Source organism: Geodermatophilus sp. SYSU D01105, assembly GCF_054050095.1.
Genome location: NZ_JBJGYR010000014.1, coordinates 111,377 through 131,147, shown reverse-complemented (window position 1 = coordinate 131,147; position 19,771 = coordinate 111,377). Strand labels below are relative to the sequence as shown.

The following is a 19,771-nucleotide window of genomic DNA, read 5'->3' as shown; positions in this document are numbered from 1 at the left end:
CCTGGGAGGCACCATGCGACTGCTCCGAGCCGTGGTCGTCGCCGCCGTCGGCGTGGCGTCGGTGCTGTTCGCCCCGGAGGCCCCCGCGGCCGAGACCCGGGGCCAGGCGCAGTGCGAGCGCGTCTGGATCTGGTGGATCCCCTTCCCCTGCCAGCCGGACTGACTGACCGCGACCCGGGCCCGCACCCCCACGGTTTAGGGGTCCGTCGACCCCTCGGACGCGTCTGCCCGGCTCCGTCCCCGACACCGATGCTGCTCCCGAGCGGGCCGGGGGGCCCGGACGACATCGGGGGCGATGCGCGTGCAGCAGGACGACGCGAGCGCGGGCGGCTGCCCGTTCAGCGGAGCGGGCGCGGCCCGCGGGGTGGGACGGCGCGGCTTCCTCACCGGCGTGCTCGCCACGGCGGCGCTGCCGGCCGTCGGCGGGCTCGGGAGCACGGCGAGTGCGGCCGAGGACCCGGTCCCGACGACCGACCCCACCGCGCCGCCGCCGACCCCGGACGCACCCGCCGAGACCGCGGCGCACGCCGTCGGTGACCCGCGCGGCGCGGACATCGCCGTCCGGGTGGACCGGAAGGCGCAGGCGCGCTTCGGCCTCATGTTCCCCACCCTGCCGGCCTTCGCGCCCACCGACGGGCTGTTGAAGTGGCTGGCCGCGAGCATGAACGACGGACTCGCTCCGCTGTCCGACGTCCGGGACAGCGACCCGGCCGCCGACAACCCGGGGATCCCGGCCGGCTACATCTACTTCGGCCAGTTCGTCGACCACGACATGACGCTGGACAAGACGCCGCTGAGCACCCGGCTGCAGGACCCGCTGGCCATGCGGAACTACGACACCCCGTGGTTCGACCTGGGCAGCATCTACGGCAGGGGCGTCAACGGCAGCCCCGAGCTCTTCGACCCGGACAAGCCCGGCTACCTCCGGCTCTGGCACCACGACGACCTGGTCGACCTGCCGCGGGACGACGTCGGCGCGGCCTACCTCGGCGACCCGCGCAACGACGAGAACCTGATCGTCGCCCAGCTGCACACGGTGTTCATCCGGCTGCACAACACGTTCATGGACCAGGGCATGACCTTCGCCCAGGCCCGCCGGCAGACCCGCTGGCACTACCAGTGGCTGATCGTCAACGACTACCTGCCGCGGATCGTCGGCCAGGACGTCATCAACACGGTGGTCAAGCGCGACGGCGCCGGGCCGATCAAGTTCCACGGGACCTTCTACAAGCCCGAGCACCCGGACAACCCGTACATGCCGATCGAGTACTCCGGCGCGGCCTACCGGTTCGGGCACAGCATGATCCGCGCCGAGTACGAGATGCAGGACGGCCACACCGTGCCGATCTTCGGCGCCGACGGCTTCGAGGACCTGCGCGGCAACCGCCCCATCCCGCACGACCTCTGGGCGGACTGGAACTACTTCTTCGACATCCCGGGCCTCGAGCCGCCGGACGACCGGAACTTCGCCCGCCTCATCAACACCCAGCTCTCGCTGCCGCTGTTCACCCTCCCGCCGACGGTCGTCGCCCGGACCGACAAGGCGATCATCGCCCTGGCCGAGCGCAACCTGCTGCGCGGCAAGCGGCTCGGCCTGCCCTGCGGGCAGGACGTGGCCCAGGCCATGGGGATCACCCCGCTGACCAACCAGGAGCTGAACCTCAAGGCGCCCGGCTGGGGCGGCAAGGCGCCGCTCTGGTACTACGTGCTCAAGGAGGCCGAGCTGCTCGGCAAGGGGCTCAGGCTCGGCCCGGTCGGCGGCCGGATCGTCGCCGAGGTGATCCTCGGCATCATGGCGCTGGACCCGGAGTCCTACTTCAACCTCAAGCCCGGCTTCCAGTGGAAGCAGACCAAGAAGATGGGCGACCTGATCCTGCTGGCGAACGCACTGGACCCGCGCTCGCGGATCGTGCTGCCGGACGACGACGAGGTCGAGGAGACCGGCCCGCTCCCCCTGGAGCCCGGCGAGGAGATCAATCCGGAGGCGACCTCGCCGGTCGGCTCCCTGTCCCTGGTCGAGTGAGAGGACACCCCATGTCTCGTGCTGTCGTCACCGGCGGCGCCGGCTTCCTCGGGTCGCACCTGTGCGAGGCCCTGCTCGACCGGGACGTCGAGGTGCTCTGCCTCGACAACTTCCTGACCGGGACCCCGGCCAACGTGGCCCACCTGCTGGAGCGCCCGGGCTTCCGGCTGGTCCGCGCCGACGTCACCGACTACGTCCACGTGCCGGGACCGGTGGACTTCGTCCTGCACTTCGCCTCGCCCGCCTCGCCGATCGACTACGCCGAGCTGCCGATCCACACGATGAAGGTCGGCTCGATCGGGACCCTGCACACCCTCGGCCTGGCCAAGGAGAAGGGGGCGCGGTACCTGCTCGCCTCCACGTCGGAGACCTACGGGGACCCGCTGGTCCACCCGCAGCCGGAGACCTACTGGGGCAACGTGAACCCGGTCGGCCCCCGCGGCGTCTACGACGAGGCCAAGCGCTTCGCCGAGGCGATGACGTCGGCCTACCGGCGCACGCACGGCGTGGACACCGCCATCGTGCGGATCTTCAACACCTACGGGCCGCGGATGCGGCCGCACGACGGCCGGGCCATCCCGACGTTCATCCGGCAGGCGCTGGCCGGCGAGCCGATCACCGTCGCCGGGGACGGGAGCCAGACCCGCTCCGTCTGCTACGTCAGCGACCTCGTCGACGGGCTGCTCCGCTTCCTGCTGTCGTCGGAGCCGGGGCCGATGAACATCGGCAACCCGCACGAGATCCCGGTGCTCGACCTGGCCCGGCGGATCCGGGAGCTGACCGGGTCGGACTCACCGATCGAGTTCATCCCCCGCCCCGAGGACGACCCGACGGTGCGCCGGCCCGACATCGGCCTCGCTCGTCGGGCACTGGGCTGGGAGCCGCAGATGGCGCTGGACGAGGGCCTCAAGCGCACCATCGAGTGGTTCTGCCAGCACCCGGACGTGGTGGTCCCGGCCCGCTGAGCGGCGGCCCCTGGCGGGGTCCCGCCGCGAGCTCGCGAGGGGCGGGGAGGCGTTGCGGCCCCGGCACGGGGGTCCTCTCAGTGACGACGTCGGGGGCGCAGCGCCTGGGCGGCCCCGACCGCACCGGCCGCCAGCACCACACCCGCGGCGACGCCCACCAGCACGCTCTGCCGCATCGACCCGTTGGCCCGCTCCTCGGGCAGCTCGGCGGCCTCGCTCACGTAGGCCAGCGCCTGCCGGTCCTCGAGCACCCGCAGGTCGACCTCGAGACCGGAGATCTGGGTGTTGAGCTGCCGGATCTGGGACTCGAGCGGGTCGAGCTCGCCGGACAGGGTCCGCTGGATGGCCAGCCGCTGGTTGAGCAGCCGGGACAGCTCGACCGGGTCGGTCTCGGTGGCCACCGCCTCGTCCAGGGCGGCCACCGGCGCCAGGATCTCGGTGCGCCGGGTGTTGAGGCCGTCGCGGTCCGAGGTGAGCAGGTCGCGCAGCCGGGTCGTCTGGGCGACGTCGGCGTCGTGCCGGGCGGTCACGTAGGTCTCCGCCCAGGCCTGCGCGGTCGCCTGCGCCTCCTCCGCGTCCCCCGACTCGGCCACGAAGACCAGCGCACTGGACTCCAGTTCGGTGCGCACCTCCACCTCGACGTCGTTGCCGGCGGCCTCCCGGGCCTGGTCCTGGAACGCGTCGCCCTGCACGTACTCGAGCTCGGCCTGCGGCGTGCGGGTCAGCACGCCGGCCGTCGTCCCGCTGGTGCGGGGGAACAGCTGCCGGCTGTCCTCGGTGCGCACCAGCACCTCGGCCTCGGCCCGGTAGACCGGGTCGATCACGTAGAGGGAGCCGATCGAGACCCCGAGGACGACCAGGAAGGTGAGCAGCGCCAGCCACCACCAGCGCCCCAGCGCGCTCAGGTGGTCACGCAGGCCGGTGTCCGCGTCCTCGTGCCGCCCTGGCCGCCGGACGGCGTCGCCGCGGTCGGGCGCGGGGCGCGCGGTGTCGTCAGCAGCGGTGTCCAGCACGGCGGGAAAGGTACCGGGTGTACCCCCCGGATCGTCGTGTTACAGCGTCACGAGTTCCATGCGTCGAGTGACCGACCGAGGACTCCGGCGAGCTCGGCGTTGGGCGCGCTGAAGCGTTCCCGCAGCCAGGCGGCCGTCTCCGGGGCCATCGGCGGGAACGAGGCCGGTCCCGCGTTGAGCCGGTCGACGACGTCCCGTGCGCGGTACTTGACCCGGCTCGGCACCCGCGCGAGGAGGGCGCGCAGCGGGCTCCCCGGCCGCTGGGCGGAGAGGACCGCTCGCGCCACCCGGGTCGACCGCGCGGTCCGGGCCTCGTTGTGGCCGCGGGTGACGTCGGGTTCATGGCTCGGCAGGCCGGCCAGCTCGAACAGCTCCGCACAGATCCGCAGCGCGTCGACGCGCAGGTCCTGGGACAGGTAGACGCGCCGTCGCTCCGGGGGGACGACGGCGAACAGCTCCCGCACGTGCGGCGCGTACTCCCCGTCACCGACGTAGTGCATGTCCCGCGCCCGCGGGGGCGAGCTCGCCGGGCGGCCGGCTTCCCGCTCGAGGCCCTCCTCGAAGGTCGCGGCGTCCTCCCACCCGCGCAGCCGGGCGTAGTGGAAGTGCGAGTGCGCCCGGGCCACCGGGTCGCGGAGGACGGCGACGACCACGGCCGAGGTGCTCTCGGCGATCCGGCGCACCGCGACCGGGTCGTACATGGCCATCGTGTGCTTGGCGACGAGCGGAGCCGACCCCACCGACGGCGGGAAGTACTTGTGGACGGCGGCGTCCCACCCTCCGGCGAACTCGTCGTCCCGCCCGAAGAACGGCATCTCCGGGTGCACGTGCGCCCGGACCTGGGGATGGTCGGCGAGGTACCGGAACAGCGCGGTCGACCCACTCTTGGGTGCACCGACGATCATGAGACGAGGGCCTGGACGCACCGTCGGGATGTTAGGGCAGGAAGCCCGGAACTCCGCGGATCCTGCGCTACCCTCCCCACTCCGTCACCGATCGGAGGGACGGCGGCGGCCGAGGACGGCGGGCGTCTGGCGCAGGACGGGGGGCGGTCGTGGTCGTACCTGCCGTGGCCGTCGCGGCCTCGTGCGTGCTGTGGGCCTGGGTCTACCGCTCGCTCGTGCGCCATCCGCTGGACTTCATGGCACTGACCCTCTACTACCTGGCGCTCCAGCTGCTGTGGCGTCCGATCCAGGTGGTGACCGGGCTGGACACGCCCTTCCCCACCGAGCTGTTCCTCGACCGGGACGTCGCGGGGCTCGTCGTGCACGGCCAGGCCGTCGTCGCGGTCTTCCTCGTCGCGCTGTGGGCAGGCGCCCGCTTCCTGACCCCCCTCGTGGGGCCGGCCAAGCTGCTGTTCCCCATGACGCGGGGCCCGCTGTCACCGCGCGCGCTGCTGCTCCTCGCCCTCGGGGCGGGTGCCCTGGCCCTCGCCGTGACGGCGCTGCTGTGGATCCGGTACGGCGGGCCGGCCGGACTGCTGAACGCCTCGAAGGTCGAGCACGACGTCGCCGAGAGCCGGGCCCTCCGGTCGATCCCGATGCTGGCCGCCCTGTTCGCGGTGGCCGCCTTCTTCGCCCCGGACCGGGGGGCCTGGCTCCAGCGGCTCCTGTCACTCGGGCTGGTCGCGCTCAACGGCTACCTGAGCTGGACGTGGGGAGCCCGGGACATCCCGGTGATCTCCGCGATCGCGCTGCTGGCGGGGTCGCTGGTCTTCAGCAGCACGGGACACCGGGTGGAGGGCCGCAGCGGCTGGCAGTGGCTGCGCGACCCGCGCTGGCGACGGCGGTTCTTCCTGGTGCCGGTCGTGGCCCTGCTGCTCGCCTTCTCGCTGCGCACCGCCCGGGACACGGTCCTGTGGGGGAACCTCGCGCCCACCCTCGAGGACCAGACCACCGTGCGCCAGGTGGCCGTGGCCACCAACAACACCTTCTACGACTCCCTGCTGCTGATCCTCGACGACTGGCCCGACGAGTTCGACTTCCGCGGGGGCGAGGACTTCATCGAGGGCACCGTCGCCGCCGTGCCGTCGACCATCGCCGGGGAGCAAGAACCGTTCGTGACCCCCGCCGTGCGCCTCGCACAGACCTACATCGACCGCAACAACGGCTTCCCGTCCACACCCGTCGGCGACTGGTACCTCAACCTGGGGCTGCTCGGTGTCGCCCTGGGCGGGCTGCTGAGCGGGGTGATCGTCCGCGCCGGCCAGCTCGCCTTCCGGCGGTTCTCCCGGGACCCGCTGGTCTGGGGCTTCAGCCTCGTGTTCGCCATCCGGATCTTCCCCGGCGGGCTCTGGGCGGTCTCCATGCCCAAGTGGGTGGCCATCGGGGTGCCGGTCATCGCCGTCGCCGTGGCGATCAACCTCTTCCTCCGCCGGTCGTCCTCCGACGTCCCGGATGCGCCGCCCCCGGCCGCGCGACCGGCCTCCGGTGAGCTGCCCGAGCCGGAGTCCACCCGGCCTTGACCGCACCGACGTCCCGTCACCCCGGGCCCGCGTTCCCGCGCGGCGGCCTGCGGCGCGATGCCGCGCTGGTCGCCGTCGGCCAGCTCGGGGCCGTCGTCAGCGGGTTCCTGCTCACGCTGCTCGCCGCGCGCACCCTCCCGCCGGACGACTTCTCAGCGCTGGCGTGGGGCCTCGCCTGGCTGACCTACCTGGCCGTGCTGGCCCAGTTCGGCCTGGCCCGGGTGTCCACCATCGCCTTCGCCGGCCCCGACGCGCCGGCGCAGGCACGGACCCTGCGGCACCTGCTGGTGGCCCAGGCCGTCGGCGCGGTCGCGGTGGCGGCGGTGTGGTGGGGCGTGGTCGGTCCGCTGGCGTCGGGCGCCGGGACGCCCCCCGAGGTCTACCGGCCGCTGGTGCCCGTCATCGCCCTGTGGCTCCCGGTGGCGGCCCTCGGGCCGGTCGTGGTGAACGCCCTCCGGGCCCGCGGGCGGTTCGGTCTGGCCCTCACCTTCGGTGAGCACGTCCGCCGCGTCGTCCTCATCGCCCTGCTCCTGGCCCTGGCCGGCACGGGGACGTGGCTGCCCTCGCTGCAGGCGGCCCTCTGGTGGACGGTCGCGATCGAGACCGCGGTCTACCTCCTGGGTGTGCTGGTGCTCCGCCGGGTCCTCAGCGACGCGCCCCCCGGCGTCGGGACGTCCGCGGAGTCCCCCTGGCGGATGCTGCGCGGCGGCAGCGCCTTCGTCCTGGCCACCCTGGCCGCGGTGACCGTCCCGCAGGCGGGTGTCTGGTTGCTCGCGGCCATCGCGCCGGTGGAGGAGGTGGCCCTGTTCACCATCGCCGTGCGGATCGCCCTGCTGGTCGCGGTCCCGGTCGCCATCGGTCTGCGGACCCTGGCGCCCCGCATCGCCGCGGCGTCCCAGGGAGGCCGCCTCGCGACCCTGGAGGAGCCCATCCGGCGCTACGCCGTCTGGTCGACCGTCGTCGTCGCGATCGCCGTCCTCGGCCTGGCCCTCACCGGGCACGCCCTGGTGCCGGCGGTCTTCGGGGCCGTCTACGCGGATGCGGTGGTCCCGGCGCTGGTCATGGGCGTCGGGGTCCTGGTCAACGCCTGGACGGGCCCCTGCGCCGGGGTGCTGTCCCACACCGGCCACGAACGCACGGTCGCCGTCAGTGCCCTGGTCTGCGCGTCGGCGTTCTTCGCGTGCGGCGCCTGGTGGGGGTCGGAGTGGGGCGCGACGGGGGTGGCGGCCGCGGCGGCCGCCGCGATGAGCGGGCACAACCTGTTCCTGGCGCGGGTGGCCCGCCGCAGGCTGGGGATCGGCACGACAGCCCGTCCGGCACGGAGAGGGAAGTGATGCTCGGACCGCAGTTCCTCGTCATCGGCGCGGCACGGTCGGGGACGACCGCGCTGTACGAGTACCTCGAGGAGCACCCCGGGTTGTTCCTCACCGATCCCAAGGAGCCCCACTACTACGCGTTGGCCGGCACCCGCCCCGCGTTCACGGGGCCGGGTGACCCGCAGACGATCAACCGGCTCGCCGTCACCGATCGCGCCGCGTACGCCGAGCTGTACCGGCGTGCCCGACCCGACCAGCTCCGCGGCGAGGCATCGGTGTCCACCCTCTACCACCCGGCGGCGGTCACCCGGCTCCGCGACGAGGTGCCCGACGCGAGGCTGGTCTGCGTGCTGCGCGATCCCGCGGACCGGGCCTTCTCGGCCTACACCTTCATGCGAGCTCGCGGCTGGGAGCCCTGCGACACGTTCGAGGCGGCCCTGGCCGACGAGGCCCGCCGCATCGACGCCGGCTGGCACCACATCTGGCACTACACCGGGATGAGCCGGTACGGCGGCCAGCTGCGGCACGTGCTCGACGTCTTCCCGCGCGACCAGCTGCTGGTGCTGCGCCACGAGGACCTCGTCGCCGACCCCGACGCGGTCGTGAGGAGGGTCTACGCGTTCCTCGGGGTGCCCGCCGTCGAGCGCACCGTCCAGCCCGACCCGCACCGGTCGGGCGAACCACGCAGCAGGTTCCTCAGCCAGATCGTGACCCGCCACCACCCGCTGAAGACACTCCTCCGACCGCTCCTCCCGGTGCCGCTGCAGCGTCGGCTCCGACGGCAGATCGTCGCGCGCAACATCGTGCGCGGCACCTACCGCGACGAGACCCGCGCCGAGTTGGTCGAGACCTTCCGTCCCGACGTCGAGCTGACCGAGCAGCTCACCGGGCTGGACCTGTCCGCGTGGCGGGACCCCGTGCGGCGGGCGAAGCGCCCCGCATGACCGCCGTGCACATGACGCTCCGCCTGCCCGACCGCACCGGGGCGGCCAAGATGGCGCTCGGCTTCGCCCGGGCGCTGGTGGACGACGGCTTCACCCTCACCCTGCTGCACGGGGCGCCGCCCGCGACCGGGCCGAGCATCCTCCCCGACTTCGCCGCGCTCGGGGCGCGGACCGTGCCCGAGCCGCGGCTGGAGCGGCCCTGGGACCCGCGGCTGGTGCCGGCGCTCGCCGCGCAGGTGCGCCGCGACGGCGGCCGGTGCGTCATCGGCGTCAACCAGCGGGACCGGGTGCCGGCGCTGCTGGCCGCCGCTCGGGCGGGGGTGCCCGGCGTGCTCATGGTGCAGAACCAGCACCACTTCTGGGGCCCGGCCCCGGTCGCGGCGCTGAAGCGGCGCAGCTACCGGACCGTCGTCGCCCGCCGGACGACGCTCGCGGTGTGCACGTCCACGGTGGTCCGCGACGAGATGACCGGGTTCGGCGTGCCCGTCGAGCGGACCGCCGTCCTGCCCAACGGCATCGAGGTACCGCCGCCGGTCGAGCTGACCGCGGACGAGCGGGCCCGGCTGCGCGCGGAGATGGGTGCCCGCGAGGGGGAGCTGCTGCTGCTCAACGTCGGCCGGCTCGACCCGCAGAAGGGTCAGGACCTGCTGCTCACCGCGCTCGGGCGGCCCTCGGCGCTCCCCGTGCACGTGGCGCTCGTCGGCGCCGGCGGCTCGTCCGGCGCGGCCCGGCGCACCGGCGGCTACGAGGCGGGCCTGCACCGGCTGGTCGACGAGCTCGGCCTCGGCGGCACGGTCAGCTTCCTCGGCTGGCGGGACGACGTCGCGCGGCTGCTGGCCGCCGCCGACGGGTACGTGCACACCGCTCGCTGGGAGGGTCCGGCCCTGCCGCTGGCGGTGATGGAGGCGATGGCCGCCGGCTGCCCGACGCTGTTCACCGACTGCTCCGGCGAGCCGCCGGTGTTCGTGCAGCCCCGGGACGGGCTCATGGCCCGCAGCGGCGACCCGGCGGCCATCCGTGCGCGGATCGCCGAGCTGGCCGCGCTCCCGGCCGGGCAGCGGGCCGCGATGGGCGCCGCGGGCGCGGCGCTCGTCCGCGAGCACTACCGCGTCGAGGACCTCGGCCGCACCTTCGCCCGGCTCATCCGGAGCGTCCTCGCCGCCTCCTGACGAGCCGTCCCCGGCCCCGATCGGACGCGGTGAGCAGGCGGTCGTAGAGCTCGACGTGCGCCCGGACCATCTCCTCGGGGGCGAACCGCTCGAGGAAGCGGCGCCGCCCGGCCGCGCCCAGCCGGGCGGCCAGGCCGGGGTCGGTGAGCACCCTGACCAGGTCACGGGCCAGGCCCTCCTCGTCACCGGCCGGGGACAGCAGCCCGGTGTCGCCGTGGGCGACGACCTCCGGGACGCCCTCGACGGCGAAGCCGACCACCGGCTTGGCCGCGGCCATCGCCTCCAGGTTGACGATGCCGAAGGCCTCCCAGCGCGAGGGCAGCGCGAGGACGTCGATCGCGCGCATGACGGCGGTGAGGTCGTGCCGCCACCCGGTGAAGTGCACGCGCTCGGCCAGGTCCAGGTCCGCGGCCAACCGCTCCACCTGCGCCCGGCGGGTGCCGTCGCCCACCACGACGACGTGCGCGGAGGGGACCTGTGCGGTCACCGTGCGGGCGGCGCGGACGAGGTGGTCGACGCCCTTCTGGTCCTCCACCCGGCCGACCAGCGCGACGAGCAGCGCGTCCTCGGGCAGGCCGAGCTCGGCGCGGAGGCGGGCGCGGTCGGCCGGGGTCGCGTCGCCGACCTGCTGCCGGCTGGAGTAGTGGATGACCGTGGTCCGCGACGCCGGGATGACGCGGTTGCGGACGCCGACGTCCCGGATGAACGCCGACCCGGCGACGTGGTGGGTGGTGACCAGACCGAGCAGGCGCTCCACCGCCCGGAACAGCGACCGCTTCGGCTGCGGGACGGCGTCGTGACCGGCGTAGGCGTGCAGCATGTGCACCCGCACCGGCGTCCCGGCCGACCAGGCGGCCACCCGGCCCATCGCACCGGCGATCGACGTGTGGGTGTGGACGACGTGGTAGCGCTGCCGGCGGATGTCGGCGCGGATCCGGAGGAACTGACGGACCAGCTCGACGGGGCCGTCCGGCGTGGCCTGCTTGTAGTGGCCGGTGCCGTGCGACGGCGCGTAGTCGACCACCCGCAGCCCCGTGGCGCGGAGCTCGTCGTCCAGCGGGCCCCCGCCGGAGAGCGCGACCGACACGTCGAAGCGATCGGCCGGCAGCAGGGTGGCCAGTTGGAGCAGGTGCTCGGCCGAGCCGCCGACGGTGATGCCGGTCAGCTGGAGCACGCGGACCCGGTCCCCGCTCACCGCACCCCCTCGGCACTGGGCCAGGGCAGCCTGCGGCCCAGCAGCTCCTGCAGGTCCCGCAGGTCGCCGGCGAAGGACGTCGCCAGCCGGCGCCGGGTCTCCGGGTCGACCGTCTCCCGCCGCAGGTTGGCCGAGCGGATGCGCTCCCGGTACCGCTCGGGCACCGCCCGCGTCACCACCCGCCGGGCGGCCGCGGAGCGGCGCACCACGTTCAGCGCTCCGGCCACGCCGCGGCTGCGCGGCAGCCCGCCCTCGTTGACCCGGCGGTCGGTGTGGACGGGGACGTCGGGGTCGACGTCGAGGAAGGCGAACACCCGCCGCAGCTGACCGGCCGGGTCGGCGGCGAGCTCCTCCTGGACCAGGACCAGCAGCCGGTCGCCGGACCCGGCGGCGAACGGGGCGAGGTGCTCGGCGTAGCGGCTGAGCCGGGCGAAGTGCCACATGTGGCTCCACCCGGCCGCGATCCGCTCCTCCTCGGCGGCCAGCCCCTCCTCGAAGCTGCCGGCGTCGTGCCCGCGGCTGCGCAGGTACTGCCAGCTGGAGAAGGCCCGGTCCACCGGGTCGCGCAGCACGGCCACGAGCCGGCAGCCGGGCGCGCACCACCGCTCGACCGCCGGCACGGCCGCGGCCGGGTAGGCCAGCGTGGTCACCGACCCCTCGCCCCGGCGCGCCTCGGGCCGACCGGCGAAGAGCCGCAGCCAGGTCTCCGGGTCGCGCACGGCGACCCGGTTGACCAGGTCGTCGTCGCCGGGCCCGGTGAAGCGGGGCGCCCCCTCCGGGAAGGCCAGGAAGTGCGGCTCCTTGGGGCTGGAGACGAAGACGTCCGGGTGCTCGCCGAGGAAGGAGGTCAACGCCGTCGTCCCGCTGCGGGCGGCCCCGATGACCAGGAAGTCCGGGGCTCGGGTCACCGGCCGGATGCTACCGGCGGACCGCCCCCGCACCCCGACATTGGGGGTGGGAGGGCACCGCGCGCGGGAGTGTGGCGCGCCCGTCCGGCCGACCAGCCTGGTCCCACTCAGACACGGGGGTGGCCATGATCGAGGTCGGAGGAAGACAGGTCCGGGACGTGCTGGACCCGGGGGCGGTCCAGGAGGTGCCGGACGGGCGCGTGCGCCCGGCCGCAGCCGTGCGTCCGGACGCGGCGCCGCACCTGCCCGAGCCCGAGCCGCGCGAGCACCGCGGCGCGATCCGTGCCCTGCTCGTCACCGTGGACGCTGCCGCGCTGACGGCTCCGGTGCTGTGGCTGGGCGGCGCCGCCCTCCCGACCGCCGCCCTGGTCGTCCTCACCCTCGCCGCGCTGGCCGCCTCCGGTGCGCACCGGCCCCGCATCTCGCTGTCCGCCCTGGACGAGGCCCCGCGTCACCTGCCCCGGCTGGCCGTCGGCCTGCTGGTGGCCGGCCCGAGCGGGTACGTGGTCGGCGCCGACCTGGGCCTGGCCGTGCACGCACTGTGCGCCGTCCCCTGCTTCGTCGTCGGCCGCAGCCTCTCCTACGCCCTGATCCGCCGCGCCCGCCGTTCCCTGGCCGTCGGCTCGGCCACGCTGGTGGTCGGAGGCGGCCGGCTGGGCATGGACCTGCTGACGACCCTCCACGTGCACCCCGAGTACGGGCTGCGCGGCGTCGGCTTCCTCAGCGCGGGTTCGCCGCTCGACGAGCGCGAGCCGCTGGGCCACATGGCCGACCTCGACCTCGTCCTGGACACCTACGGGGTCCGCAAGGTCGTCGTCGCCTACGGCCCCACCCGCGAGGCCGAGCTGGTCGACCTGGTGCGCAGCGCCGCCCTCCGTGACATCGAGGTCTACATCGTGCCGCGCTTCTTCGACGTGGGCCTGTCGCCGAACGGGCCCGACGTCGAGGACGTCCGGGGCATCCCCCTGCACCGGGTCCGCCGGGCGGCGCTGCGCCGCGGCGTGTGGCGGGTCAAGCGCCTCATCGACGTCGTCGTCGCCGGCACGGCCCTGACCGCGCTGGCCCCGCTGCTCGCCGTCCTCGCCCTCGCCGTGCGGGTCAGCAGCCCCGGCCCGATCCTCTTCCGCCAGCTGCGCACCGGGCACGCCGGCGAGGAGATCGCGATCCTCAAGTTCCGCACCCTGCGGGTCGCCGAGCCCCAGCCGGTCGGCGAGCCGGGCCACGCCTCGACCCGCAGCACCATGCACGCCCGGCAGATCGACGTCGAGCGCCGGCAGACCCGGATCGGCACCCTGCTCCGCCGCACCAGCCTCGACGAGCTGCCGCAGCTGTGGAACATCCTCCGCGGCGACATGTCGCTGGTGGGCCCCCGCCCGGAGGAGCGTCGCTACGCCGCCCAGTTCGCCGACTCGGTGTACGGCTACCGGGACCGGCACCGGCTGGCGGTCGGCCTCACCGGCTGGGCCCAGATCCACGGGTTGCGGGGCGAGACCTCCATCGAGGAGCGCGCCCGCTTCGACAACTCCTACATCGAGCACTGGTCCCTCTGGCGGGACCTCGTCATCCTGGTCCGCACCGTCGCGGCGGTGCAGCGGCAGGCCTTCACGGCGGTGCGGTCCGCCACCAGGTGAGCAGTCACAGGCAGCACTCCCCCGCACCCCGAGCACGGTGCGCTCACGGACGGAGCCCCGCATGGAGCACGACGCCCCTCGGCACGGCACAGCGAACGACTCCCGTCGGTCCGCCGAGGGTCGGCTGACCCGGCGCGGGCTGCTGGTCCTGGGCGCGACCGGGCTGGGCGCCGCCGGGCTCTCCTCGCTCCCGGCGCTCGGCAGCGGCGGGGCCGTCCCCCCGTCCCGGACGGACCCCTCGCCGCTCTCGCTGGCCGCGGGCGAGCGCCTCAGGGTGCGCGACTTCGGCGCCGTGGGCGACGGGCGCGCCGACGACACGGCCGCGGTACAGGCGATGCTCGACGAGTCGGCCACCAGTGGGCTGGCGGGCGTGCTGCCGCGCGGCACCTACCGGTGCACCGCGAGCCTCCTCGTGCGGCCGGGCACCCAGCTCCACCTCGAGCGCGGCGCCCGGCTGCAGAAGGACTGGGCGGCGCCGCCCGGACTGGTCAACGGCCTGCTCCGCAACGCCGACTTCGCCGAGCCCGTGAACGGCGTGCGGATCACCGGCCCCGGCTCGATCGGCGCCGTCGACCACAGCAAGACCGGCGTGATCATGGCGCTCTACGGCCACGACGTGCTGCTGCGCGACTTCACCATCGACACCTACGCCGGCGGCCAGGCGATCATGTACGGCGGTGACCGGGGCCGGGCCGAACGGGTGCGGATCCGCAACAGCGCCGCCGACACCGGCACCGGCGGCATCCGGGTCTTCGCCGGCAACGACTTCCGCGGCATCGGCTGCCACGTCGAGTCGGGCGACGACTGCCTGCAGTTCGTGCCGATCGGCGACCCGACGGGGCTCTTCTACGGGATGGACATCGCCCGCGGCAGCTACGTCGGCTGCACCGGCGTCAGCTCGGTGAGCCGCTTCATGGTCGCCCTGCTCGAGCACACCAAGGGCGAGGAGGTCATGGACGCCTCCATCCGCGACTGCTCGTTCGTCGAGTGCCGGGGCGCGGGGGCCAACCGAGGCATCGTCGTGAAGAACACCCACAGCACCGGGGTGATCGAGCGCGTCTCGTTCACCGACTGCACGGTCGACATGTCCGCTGCCGCGGACGCCGCGACCCAGGAGATCCGCATCCAGACCGACCCGGCGACGTCCGGCGCGATCCGGGACGTCACCTTCACGCGCACCTCGATCACCCGGCCGGTGAACGGTCCCCTGCGGGTCGGCGGCCCGAACATCAGCGGCCTCACCTTCGACAGCTGCACGTTCCCCGCCCCGTCGGGCGCCTCGGACCTGTCGGTCGTCATCAACGAGGCCGCGCGGGTCCGGCTGCGGCGGTGCACCTTCACCGGGGCGCCCGGCAAGCGACAGCTCGTCGCAGGTCCCCAGGGCCCCGTGACCGACCTGACGGTCGAGGAGTGCCGCTTCACCGGCATCCCGGACGGTGGGTGGGCGGTCGAGCTGATCGGCGCCACCGGGGCCCGGGTGGCCGGTTCCGGCTTCCAGGAGGCGCCAGGAGCGACCACCGCCCGCGCCATCCGGGTGATGCCGACGGCCGGCGGCGTGGTCATCGAGGGCAACGACTTCACGGGCATCACCCACCCCGAGCCGGTCCTCGACCGCGCCGCGGACACCGCGCTGAGCGGCAACACGGGCCTCTGATCCCCCCTGGGACCGGTACCCGGGCCATCAACCGCCCGGGTACCGGTCCCGGCCGCGTGCCGCCGTCGGTGCGCCCCGCTCGGCCGCGGCTCGTGGGGTCGGCCTGCCCCGCGGACGACGGCCGTCGCACCCCGCGAGACCTCGCCGCCCCAGCGGATCGGGCGTGTCGGTCTCGCCATCCCGGCCCGGTGGATGGACGCCGCCATTCCGTGAGGAATTGGCGGCCCACCATTCCCGGTCGTTCCGGACGGCATTCCGGTCGTTCCGGACGGCATTCCCGGTCGTTCCGGACGGCATTCCCGGTCGTTCCGGACGGCATTCCCGGTCGTTCCGGACAGCGCGCCGACGCTCGACGCCCGTGCTCACGGTGAGTGATCTCGCACGGTTATCTGCGCAGTTGCCCTGGACACAGTGCCAGCGTCCGGTTGCCGTCTGTCGCGATTCCGGCCTCCCGAATGGTCACTCCCCCCCAATTTCGGGATCCGCCGTCCCCCCTCGCGGCGGCTGCGAGAAGTGCGCCCTGACCTGCAGTCTTCTCCCCAATCAGCCCGGGGATCTGCTCGAGGAGCCATTCTGATGGAGACGCCCAACCTCAACCGACGCGACGTCCTGAAGCTGTCGGCGGCCGGCACGGCAGTGATGGCCCTGCCCGTGTCGGGCGTCCTGTCGGCGGCGGCGGCGTCCGAGCTGCCGGCCAGCAAGATGCCGGTGCCGTACGCGGCGGCCTTCAAGGCCCCGCCGGTGCTGGACCCGATCGTGACCGACGACGTCCGGAGCAACGTCTTCGGGCACGTGCCCGAGGACTACGAGCCCCCGGCCACCGGTGGCCACCAGCCGGGTGAGCCGATCACCGGCTCGGAGTACCTGGGCACCGACTACTACCGGATCACCGAGACCCACACGCAGGTCCAGCTGATCCCGGGCACCTGGACCAAGATGTGGTGCTACGCCGGCCACAGGCCGGACGGCTCCCTGGTGCGGTCGGTCCCCGGGCCGACGATCCGCAGCTACCTGCAGCCCGACCCCGACAACCCCGGCCAGAAGATCCCCCGCCGGACGGTCATGCAGGTGATCAACAGCCTGCCCCGGCGCCACCCCACGCTGGGCTACATCCCCTGGACCTCGCTGCACCTGCACGGCTCGCCGTCCAAGCCGCAGTACGACGGCTACGCCGGCGACCTGACCAACCCGGGCGAGTGGAAGAACTACCAGTACCCGAACAACTGCACGCCGCGGACGCTCTGGTACCACGACCACGGGGTGCACCACACCGCGGAGAACGTCTACATGGGCCTGGCCGCCCAGTACCACCTGGTGGACGAGGAGCTGGAGATCGGCCTCCAGATCCCCCGCTGGGACCGGCAGAAGGCCGCCGAGGGCAAGCCGCAGTACGAGTTCCCGCTGATCCTGAGCGACGTCATCTTCGCCGCGGACGGCCAGCTGATGTGGGACGACGACACCGACTCCGGCGTCTACGGCGACGTGATCCTGGTCAACGGGGTGCCGTGGCCGAACATGAAGGTGGAACCCCGCAAGTACCGGTTCCGCGTCCTCAACGGGTCCCTCGCGCGCGGCTACAAGCTCCGGCTGAGCAACAACATGCCGTTCAAGGTGATCGCCACCGACGGCGGTTTCATGCAGACGGCCCAGCAGGTGACCACGTTCACGATCGGCATGGCCGAGCGCTACGAGATCATCATCGACTTCAAGGACCTCAAGGGCACCAAGGTCCAGCTGCTCAACGACGGCGTGAAGAACGCCCGCGACTTCGACCACACCGGCAAGGTGATGCAGTTCGAGGTGGGCCGGGGGGTCACCAGCTTCGACGGCAACCAGTGGCCGACCACCCTGGGCGCCCCCCACCCCGTCATGACGCTCAAGGCGGCCGACCGGTCAGCGGTCCGGCACATGCGACTCCACCAGAGCAACAGCCTCTGGAAGATCAACGACATGACGTGGGACGACGTCGTCAAGTCGAAGTACGAGTTCGTCTTCGCCAACCCGGCGCGCGACGCCATCGAGATCTGGGACGTCGAGAACTCGTCGGGCGGCTGGTTCCACCCGCTGCACATCCACCTGATCGACTTCCGGGTGCTCAGCCGCACCGTGAGCGGGGTCGCCCAGCCGCCGCGCCCCGAAGAGCGCGGCCCCAAGGACGTGGTCTACGTCGGCGAGAACGAGACCGTGCGCCTGCTCATGCGCTTCGAGCACGAGGACGGGCGCTACATGATCCACTGCCACAACCTGTCGCACGAGGACCACGACATGATGTTCCAGTACCAGGTGGGGCACCACGACATCGACTGCGACTCGATCAACTCCGACCCGCCGCGGCCGTTGCCGGCGCCGGACCTGGTGCCCCAGCAGCCGCCGGCCCCCGCGGCCCCGGCCGCCGAGGCCCCCGCCGCCGAGGCCCCCGCCGCCGAACCCCCGGCCCCGCCGAGCACGGACGCCCCCGCACCCGCCGCGGAGTCCCCGGCACCGGGCACCGACTCCACCTCGGCGACCCCGTCGACGGATGAGTCGGCCACCGTCCCCGCGTCCGGGACCCCGGCGGGCACCACCGCCGGGGCGTGAGCCCACCGGTCTGAGCCCCGGGAGCAGCCGCCTGCGGCTCCCGGGGCTCTCCCGTCGCGCCCTCGGGCCGGGGCAGGGTCCGCCCTCCCGGCGTCCTCGCAGGTCGCACCCCGGGATTGGGGGTGCCCCCGCCCCCACGGGGAGGCTGCCCCCGGTGCCGCCGTCCTGACCAGGGTCATCCGACAACCAGCCGTACCACTCGGGGAGGAAACGACGACATGAGAAGCCCTCAGCGCAGACCTCGCAGCCGGTGGAGGCCGGCCCTGCGGGGCTGGGCGCGCCGACTGGTGGTCCCCGTCGCCGCGTTGGCCCTGCTGCCGTTGGCGCTGGCGCCCACGTCGCAGGCGGCGACGGTGATCACGGTGCCGAACCCGGGCGGGCTGACGCAGGCCGGGCCGGTGAACCCCGCGTTCGGGTTCCCGGCCTGGTACGAGGACAACAAGGGCCTGCGGCTGGAGGCGTGTGTCGACCACCTGAACGCGCTGTGCGGCATCCCGGTGGACGAGGTCACCAACCCGTCGGCGCCCGTCTCGTTCCCGAACAACTTCCCCGGCGAGTTCTTCTACCAGCTCGTCGAGGCCGAGGTGGCCCTGCGCGGCGGCGGCACGGCGCAGCTCGTCCTCGGCCTCGAGGGCGCGTGGCTCAACGAGACGGTCAACCCCGGTGACCAGACCGTGTTCGCCCGCGTCCGGGTGGACGTCGACGACGCCGTTGCCGGCACGACCTACCGCGTCAAGCACCCGTTCGGCGAGCTGACCGTCGACACCGACGAGCGCGGCCGCGGCCGGTTCGTCCAGGACGTCTCCCCGGCCCTCGGCAACTTCGACACCCCGCTCGCCGGGAACCTCGGGCCGTTCCTGCGCTGGCGGCCGGGCGTGCTGCCCAACCCGCCGGCCGGGTACGTCGGTGACCCGAACGTCCCGCACCAGGTGTCCGGCAGCCCGTTCAACTTCAACCGGTTCACCGTCTGGCAGGGCCCCCTGCAGGAGGGCACGACCGACCTCTTCAACGTCTCCGGCAAGATCGCGACCAACACCGGGCTCACCGTCGACCGGGCCGGCATCAACGGCGGGTTCCTCGACGTGTTCGCCACCAGCAAGGGCACCACGCTGGAGGTGTCCGGCCAGGACGGGCGCTTCGCCACCACGCCGATGGTGAAGGACCCCGGCAGCGACCGGTTCTACGCCCGCATCGCGCTGCAGGCCGGCGGCGCGCTGCCCACCGAGGTCACCGTGCGCAACATCGGTGACAACCCGGTGAGCAGCAAGGTCTACAAGATCAGCGGGGTCACGGTGAGCCAGGCGGGCTACGACGGCACGAACCTCACCGTGGCGGCCACGGCCATCGCCCCGGCCACCTACCCGCTGGAGGTCGTGGGCGTCAAGGACGCCACCGGAGCAGCGGTGACGCTGACCTCGGCCGAGCCCGTGACCGTCCCCGTCCTCGCGCCGCCGGCGACCGTGACGGTCAAGGACGCCGCGGGGACCACGGCCGGCCTCCCGGTGACCATCACGGGTGGCCCGGCCACCCCGACCGGCCCGCCGACCGGTGGCGGCACCACCCCCGACCCCGCCGCGCTGCCCGGCGCCCCGACGGGCGTCCAGGCCACGGCCGGGGACGCGCAGGCGAGCGTCACCTGGGTCGCGCCCGCCAGCACCGGGACCTCACCGCTGACCCGGTACCTGGTGACGGCCACCGACCCGGCCGGCGTCGTCTACCGGGCGTTCGCCACGCCGGACACCACCTCGGCGGTGGTCGAGGGCCTGGTCAACGGGGACAGGTACACCGTGCGGGTCCGGGCGGTGAACGGCTCCGGCGTCGGGCCGTCGTCCGCGCCGGTGACGGTCACCCCGGTCGCACCGTGACGCAGGGGGGACCGGAGAACCGCACCTGACACGTCGAGGGCCCGTCA

General features: G+C 73.8%; 15 protein-coding genes. 11 read left to right on the top strand and 4 right to left on the bottom strand.

Translation table 11 applies throughout. The features are described 5' to 3' along the window. Positions 1-13 precede the first annotated feature (13 nt). The 3 genes from ACI79I_RS15065 to ACI79I_RS15055 all read left to right on the top strand — a co-directional run bounded on the left by ACI79I_RS15065 (position 14) and on the right by ACI79I_RS15055 (position 2,988). Positions 14-163 (top strand): hypothetical protein, encoded by a 150-nt coding sequence (locus tag ACI79I_RS15065; RefSeq protein ID WP_456993121.1) that lies wholly within the window; start codon positions 14-16, stop codon positions 161-163. A gap of 132 nt (positions 164-295) precedes the next feature. Further along, entirely contained in the window at positions 296-2,023 is a 1,728-nt protein-coding gene (locus ACI79I_RS15060) for a peroxidase family protein (protein WP_456993120.1), read from the top strand. Between the two features lie 11 nt (positions 2,024-2,034). Beyond that, positions 2,035-2,988: a UDP-glucuronic acid decarboxylase family protein gene (locus ACI79I_RS15055; protein WP_456993119.1), complete on the top strand. Its 954-nt coding sequence runs from the start codon at positions 2,035-2,037 to the stop codon at positions 2,986-2,988. A 77-nt stretch (positions 2,989-3,065) separates the two neighbouring features. Here the strand turns inward: ACI79I_RS15055 and ACI79I_RS15050 are convergent, their stop codons facing one another. Beyond that, positions 3,066-4,001, bottom strand: a complete 936-nt coding sequence (locus tag ACI79I_RS15050) for a hypothetical protein (protein WP_456993117.1) — start codon at positions 3,999-4,001, stop codon at positions 3,066-3,068. A gap of 47 nt (positions 4,002-4,048) precedes the next feature. Next, positions 4,049-4,906 carry a hypothetical protein gene (locus ACI79I_RS15045; RefSeq protein WP_456993116.1) on the bottom strand — a complete coding sequence of 286 codons (858 nt, stop codon included), beginning with the start codon at positions 4,904-4,906 and terminating at the stop codon, positions 4,049-4,051. A gap of 149 nt (positions 4,907-5,055) precedes the next feature. On the opposite strand from ACI79I_RS15045, the gene ACI79I_RS15040 reads away from it, so the two are divergent. From ACI79I_RS15040 to ACI79I_RS15025, 4 genes are read left to right on the top strand one after another with little or no spacing between them, the layout of a single operon-like run. Further along, positions 5,056-6,465 carry a hypothetical protein gene (locus tag ACI79I_RS15040; protein ID WP_456993115.1) on the top strand — a complete coding sequence of 470 codons (1,410 nt, stop codon included), beginning with the start codon at positions 5,056-5,058 and terminating at the stop codon, positions 6,463-6,465. Beyond that, complete coding sequence (locus tag ACI79I_RS15035) at positions 6,462-7,799, top strand: lipopolysaccharide biosynthesis protein (protein WP_456993114.1); 1,338 nt, start codon at positions 6,462-6,464, stop codon at positions 7,797-7,799. Before ACI79I_RS15040 ends, ACI79I_RS15035 begins: the two co-directional genes overlap by 4 nt. Continuing rightward, positions 7,799-8,725, top strand: a complete 927-nt coding sequence (locus ACI79I_RS15030; RefSeq protein ID WP_456993113.1) for a sulfotransferase family protein — start codon at positions 7,799-7,801, stop codon at positions 8,723-8,725. The genes ACI79I_RS15035 and ACI79I_RS15030 overlap by 1 nt, the downstream gene beginning before the upstream one ends. Beyond that, a complete protein-coding gene (locus ACI79I_RS15025) occupies positions 8,722-9,894 on the top strand; it encodes a glycosyltransferase family 4 protein (RefSeq protein WP_456993112.1) in 1,173 nt (390 codons plus the stop codon). Before ACI79I_RS15030 ends, ACI79I_RS15025 begins: the two co-directional genes overlap by 4 nt. Here ACI79I_RS15025 and ACI79I_RS15020 read toward each other — a convergent pair. Both ACI79I_RS15020 and ACI79I_RS15015 read right to left on the bottom strand, forming a co-directional pair. Beyond that, the gene (locus tag ACI79I_RS15020) at positions 9,866-11,089 is read right to left on the bottom strand and encodes a glycosyltransferase (RefSeq protein WP_456993111.1); all 1,224 of its coding nucleotides are present in this window, start codon (positions 11,087-11,089) and stop codon (positions 9,866-9,868) included. The two genes, ACI79I_RS15025 and ACI79I_RS15020, sit on opposite strands and share 29 nt — an antisense overlap. After that, positions 11,086-11,997 (bottom strand): sulfotransferase family protein, encoded by a 912-nt coding sequence (locus tag ACI79I_RS15015; RefSeq protein ID WP_456993110.1) that lies wholly within the window; start codon positions 11,995-11,997, stop codon positions 11,086-11,088. The genes ACI79I_RS15020 and ACI79I_RS15015 overlap by 4 nt, the downstream gene beginning before the upstream one ends. A gap of 125 nt (positions 11,998-12,122) precedes the next feature. On the opposite strand from ACI79I_RS15015, the gene ACI79I_RS15010 reads away from it, so the two are divergent. From ACI79I_RS15010 to ACI79I_RS14995, 4 genes are all read left to right on the top strand, one after another. Further along, positions 12,123-13,628, top strand: coding sequence for an exopolysaccharide biosynthesis polyprenyl glycosylphosphotransferase (locus ACI79I_RS15010; protein ID WP_456993109.1), 1,506 nt, complete (start codon positions 12,123-12,125; stop codon positions 13,626-13,628). A 61-nt stretch (positions 13,629-13,689) separates the two neighbouring features. Beyond that, positions 13,690-15,282 (top strand): glycosyl hydrolase family 28-related protein, encoded by a 1,593-nt coding sequence (locus ACI79I_RS15005; protein ID WP_456993108.1) that lies wholly within the window; start codon positions 13,690-13,692, stop codon positions 15,280-15,282. Positions 15,283-15,858: 576 nt separating this feature from the next. Continuing rightward, positions 15,859-17,859 (top strand): multicopper oxidase domain-containing protein, encoded by a 2,001-nt coding sequence (locus tag ACI79I_RS15000; protein ID WP_456993107.1) that lies wholly within the window; start codon positions 15,859-15,861, stop codon positions 17,857-17,859. A 305-nt stretch (positions 17,860-18,164) separates the two neighbouring features. Further along, on the top strand, positions 18,165-19,724 hold the full coding sequence (locus ACI79I_RS14995; protein ID WP_456993106.1) for a fibronectin type III domain-containing protein: 1,560 nt from the start codon (positions 18,165-18,167) through the stop codon (positions 19,722-19,724). The last annotated feature ends 47 nt before the right edge of the window (positions 19,725-19,771 follow it).

What these genes read in the sequence shown, in the direction of transcription:
- ACI79I_RS15065 (WP_456993121.1), top strand. Translation starts at nt 14, where the DNA reads ATGCGACTGCTCCGAGCCGTGGTCGTCGCCGCCGTCGGCGTGGCGTCG.
- ACI79I_RS15060 (WP_456993120.1), top strand. Translation starts at nt 296, where the DNA reads ATGCGCGTGCAGCAGGACGACGCGAGCGCGGGCGGCTGCCCGTTCAGC.
- ACI79I_RS15055 (WP_456993119.1), top strand. Translation starts at nt 2,035, where the DNA reads ATGTCTCGTGCTGTCGTCACCGGCGGCGCCGGCTTCCTCGGGTCGCAC.
- ACI79I_RS15045 (WP_456993116.1), bottom strand. Translation starts at nt 4,906, where the DNA reads ATGATCGTCGGTGCACCCAAGAGTGGGTCGACCGCGCTGTTCCGGTAC.
- ACI79I_RS15030 (WP_456993113.1), top strand. Translation starts at nt 7,799, where the DNA reads ATGCTCGGACCGCAGTTCCTCGTCATCGGCGCGGCACGGTCGGGGACG.
- ACI79I_RS15025 (WP_456993112.1), top strand. Translation starts at nt 8,722, where the DNA reads ATGACCGCCGTGCACATGACGCTCCGCCTGCCCGACCGCACCGGGGCG.
- ACI79I_RS15010 (WP_456993109.1), top strand. Translation starts at nt 12,123, where the DNA reads ATGATCGAGGTCGGAGGAAGACAGGTCCGGGACGTGCTGGACCCGGGG.
- ACI79I_RS15005 (WP_456993108.1), top strand. Translation starts at nt 13,690, where the DNA reads ATGGAGCACGACGCCCCTCGGCACGGCACAGCGAACGACTCCCGTCGG.
- ACI79I_RS15000 (WP_456993107.1), top strand. Translation starts at nt 15,859, where the DNA reads ATGGAGACGCCCAACCTCAACCGACGCGACGTCCTGAAGCTGTCGGCG.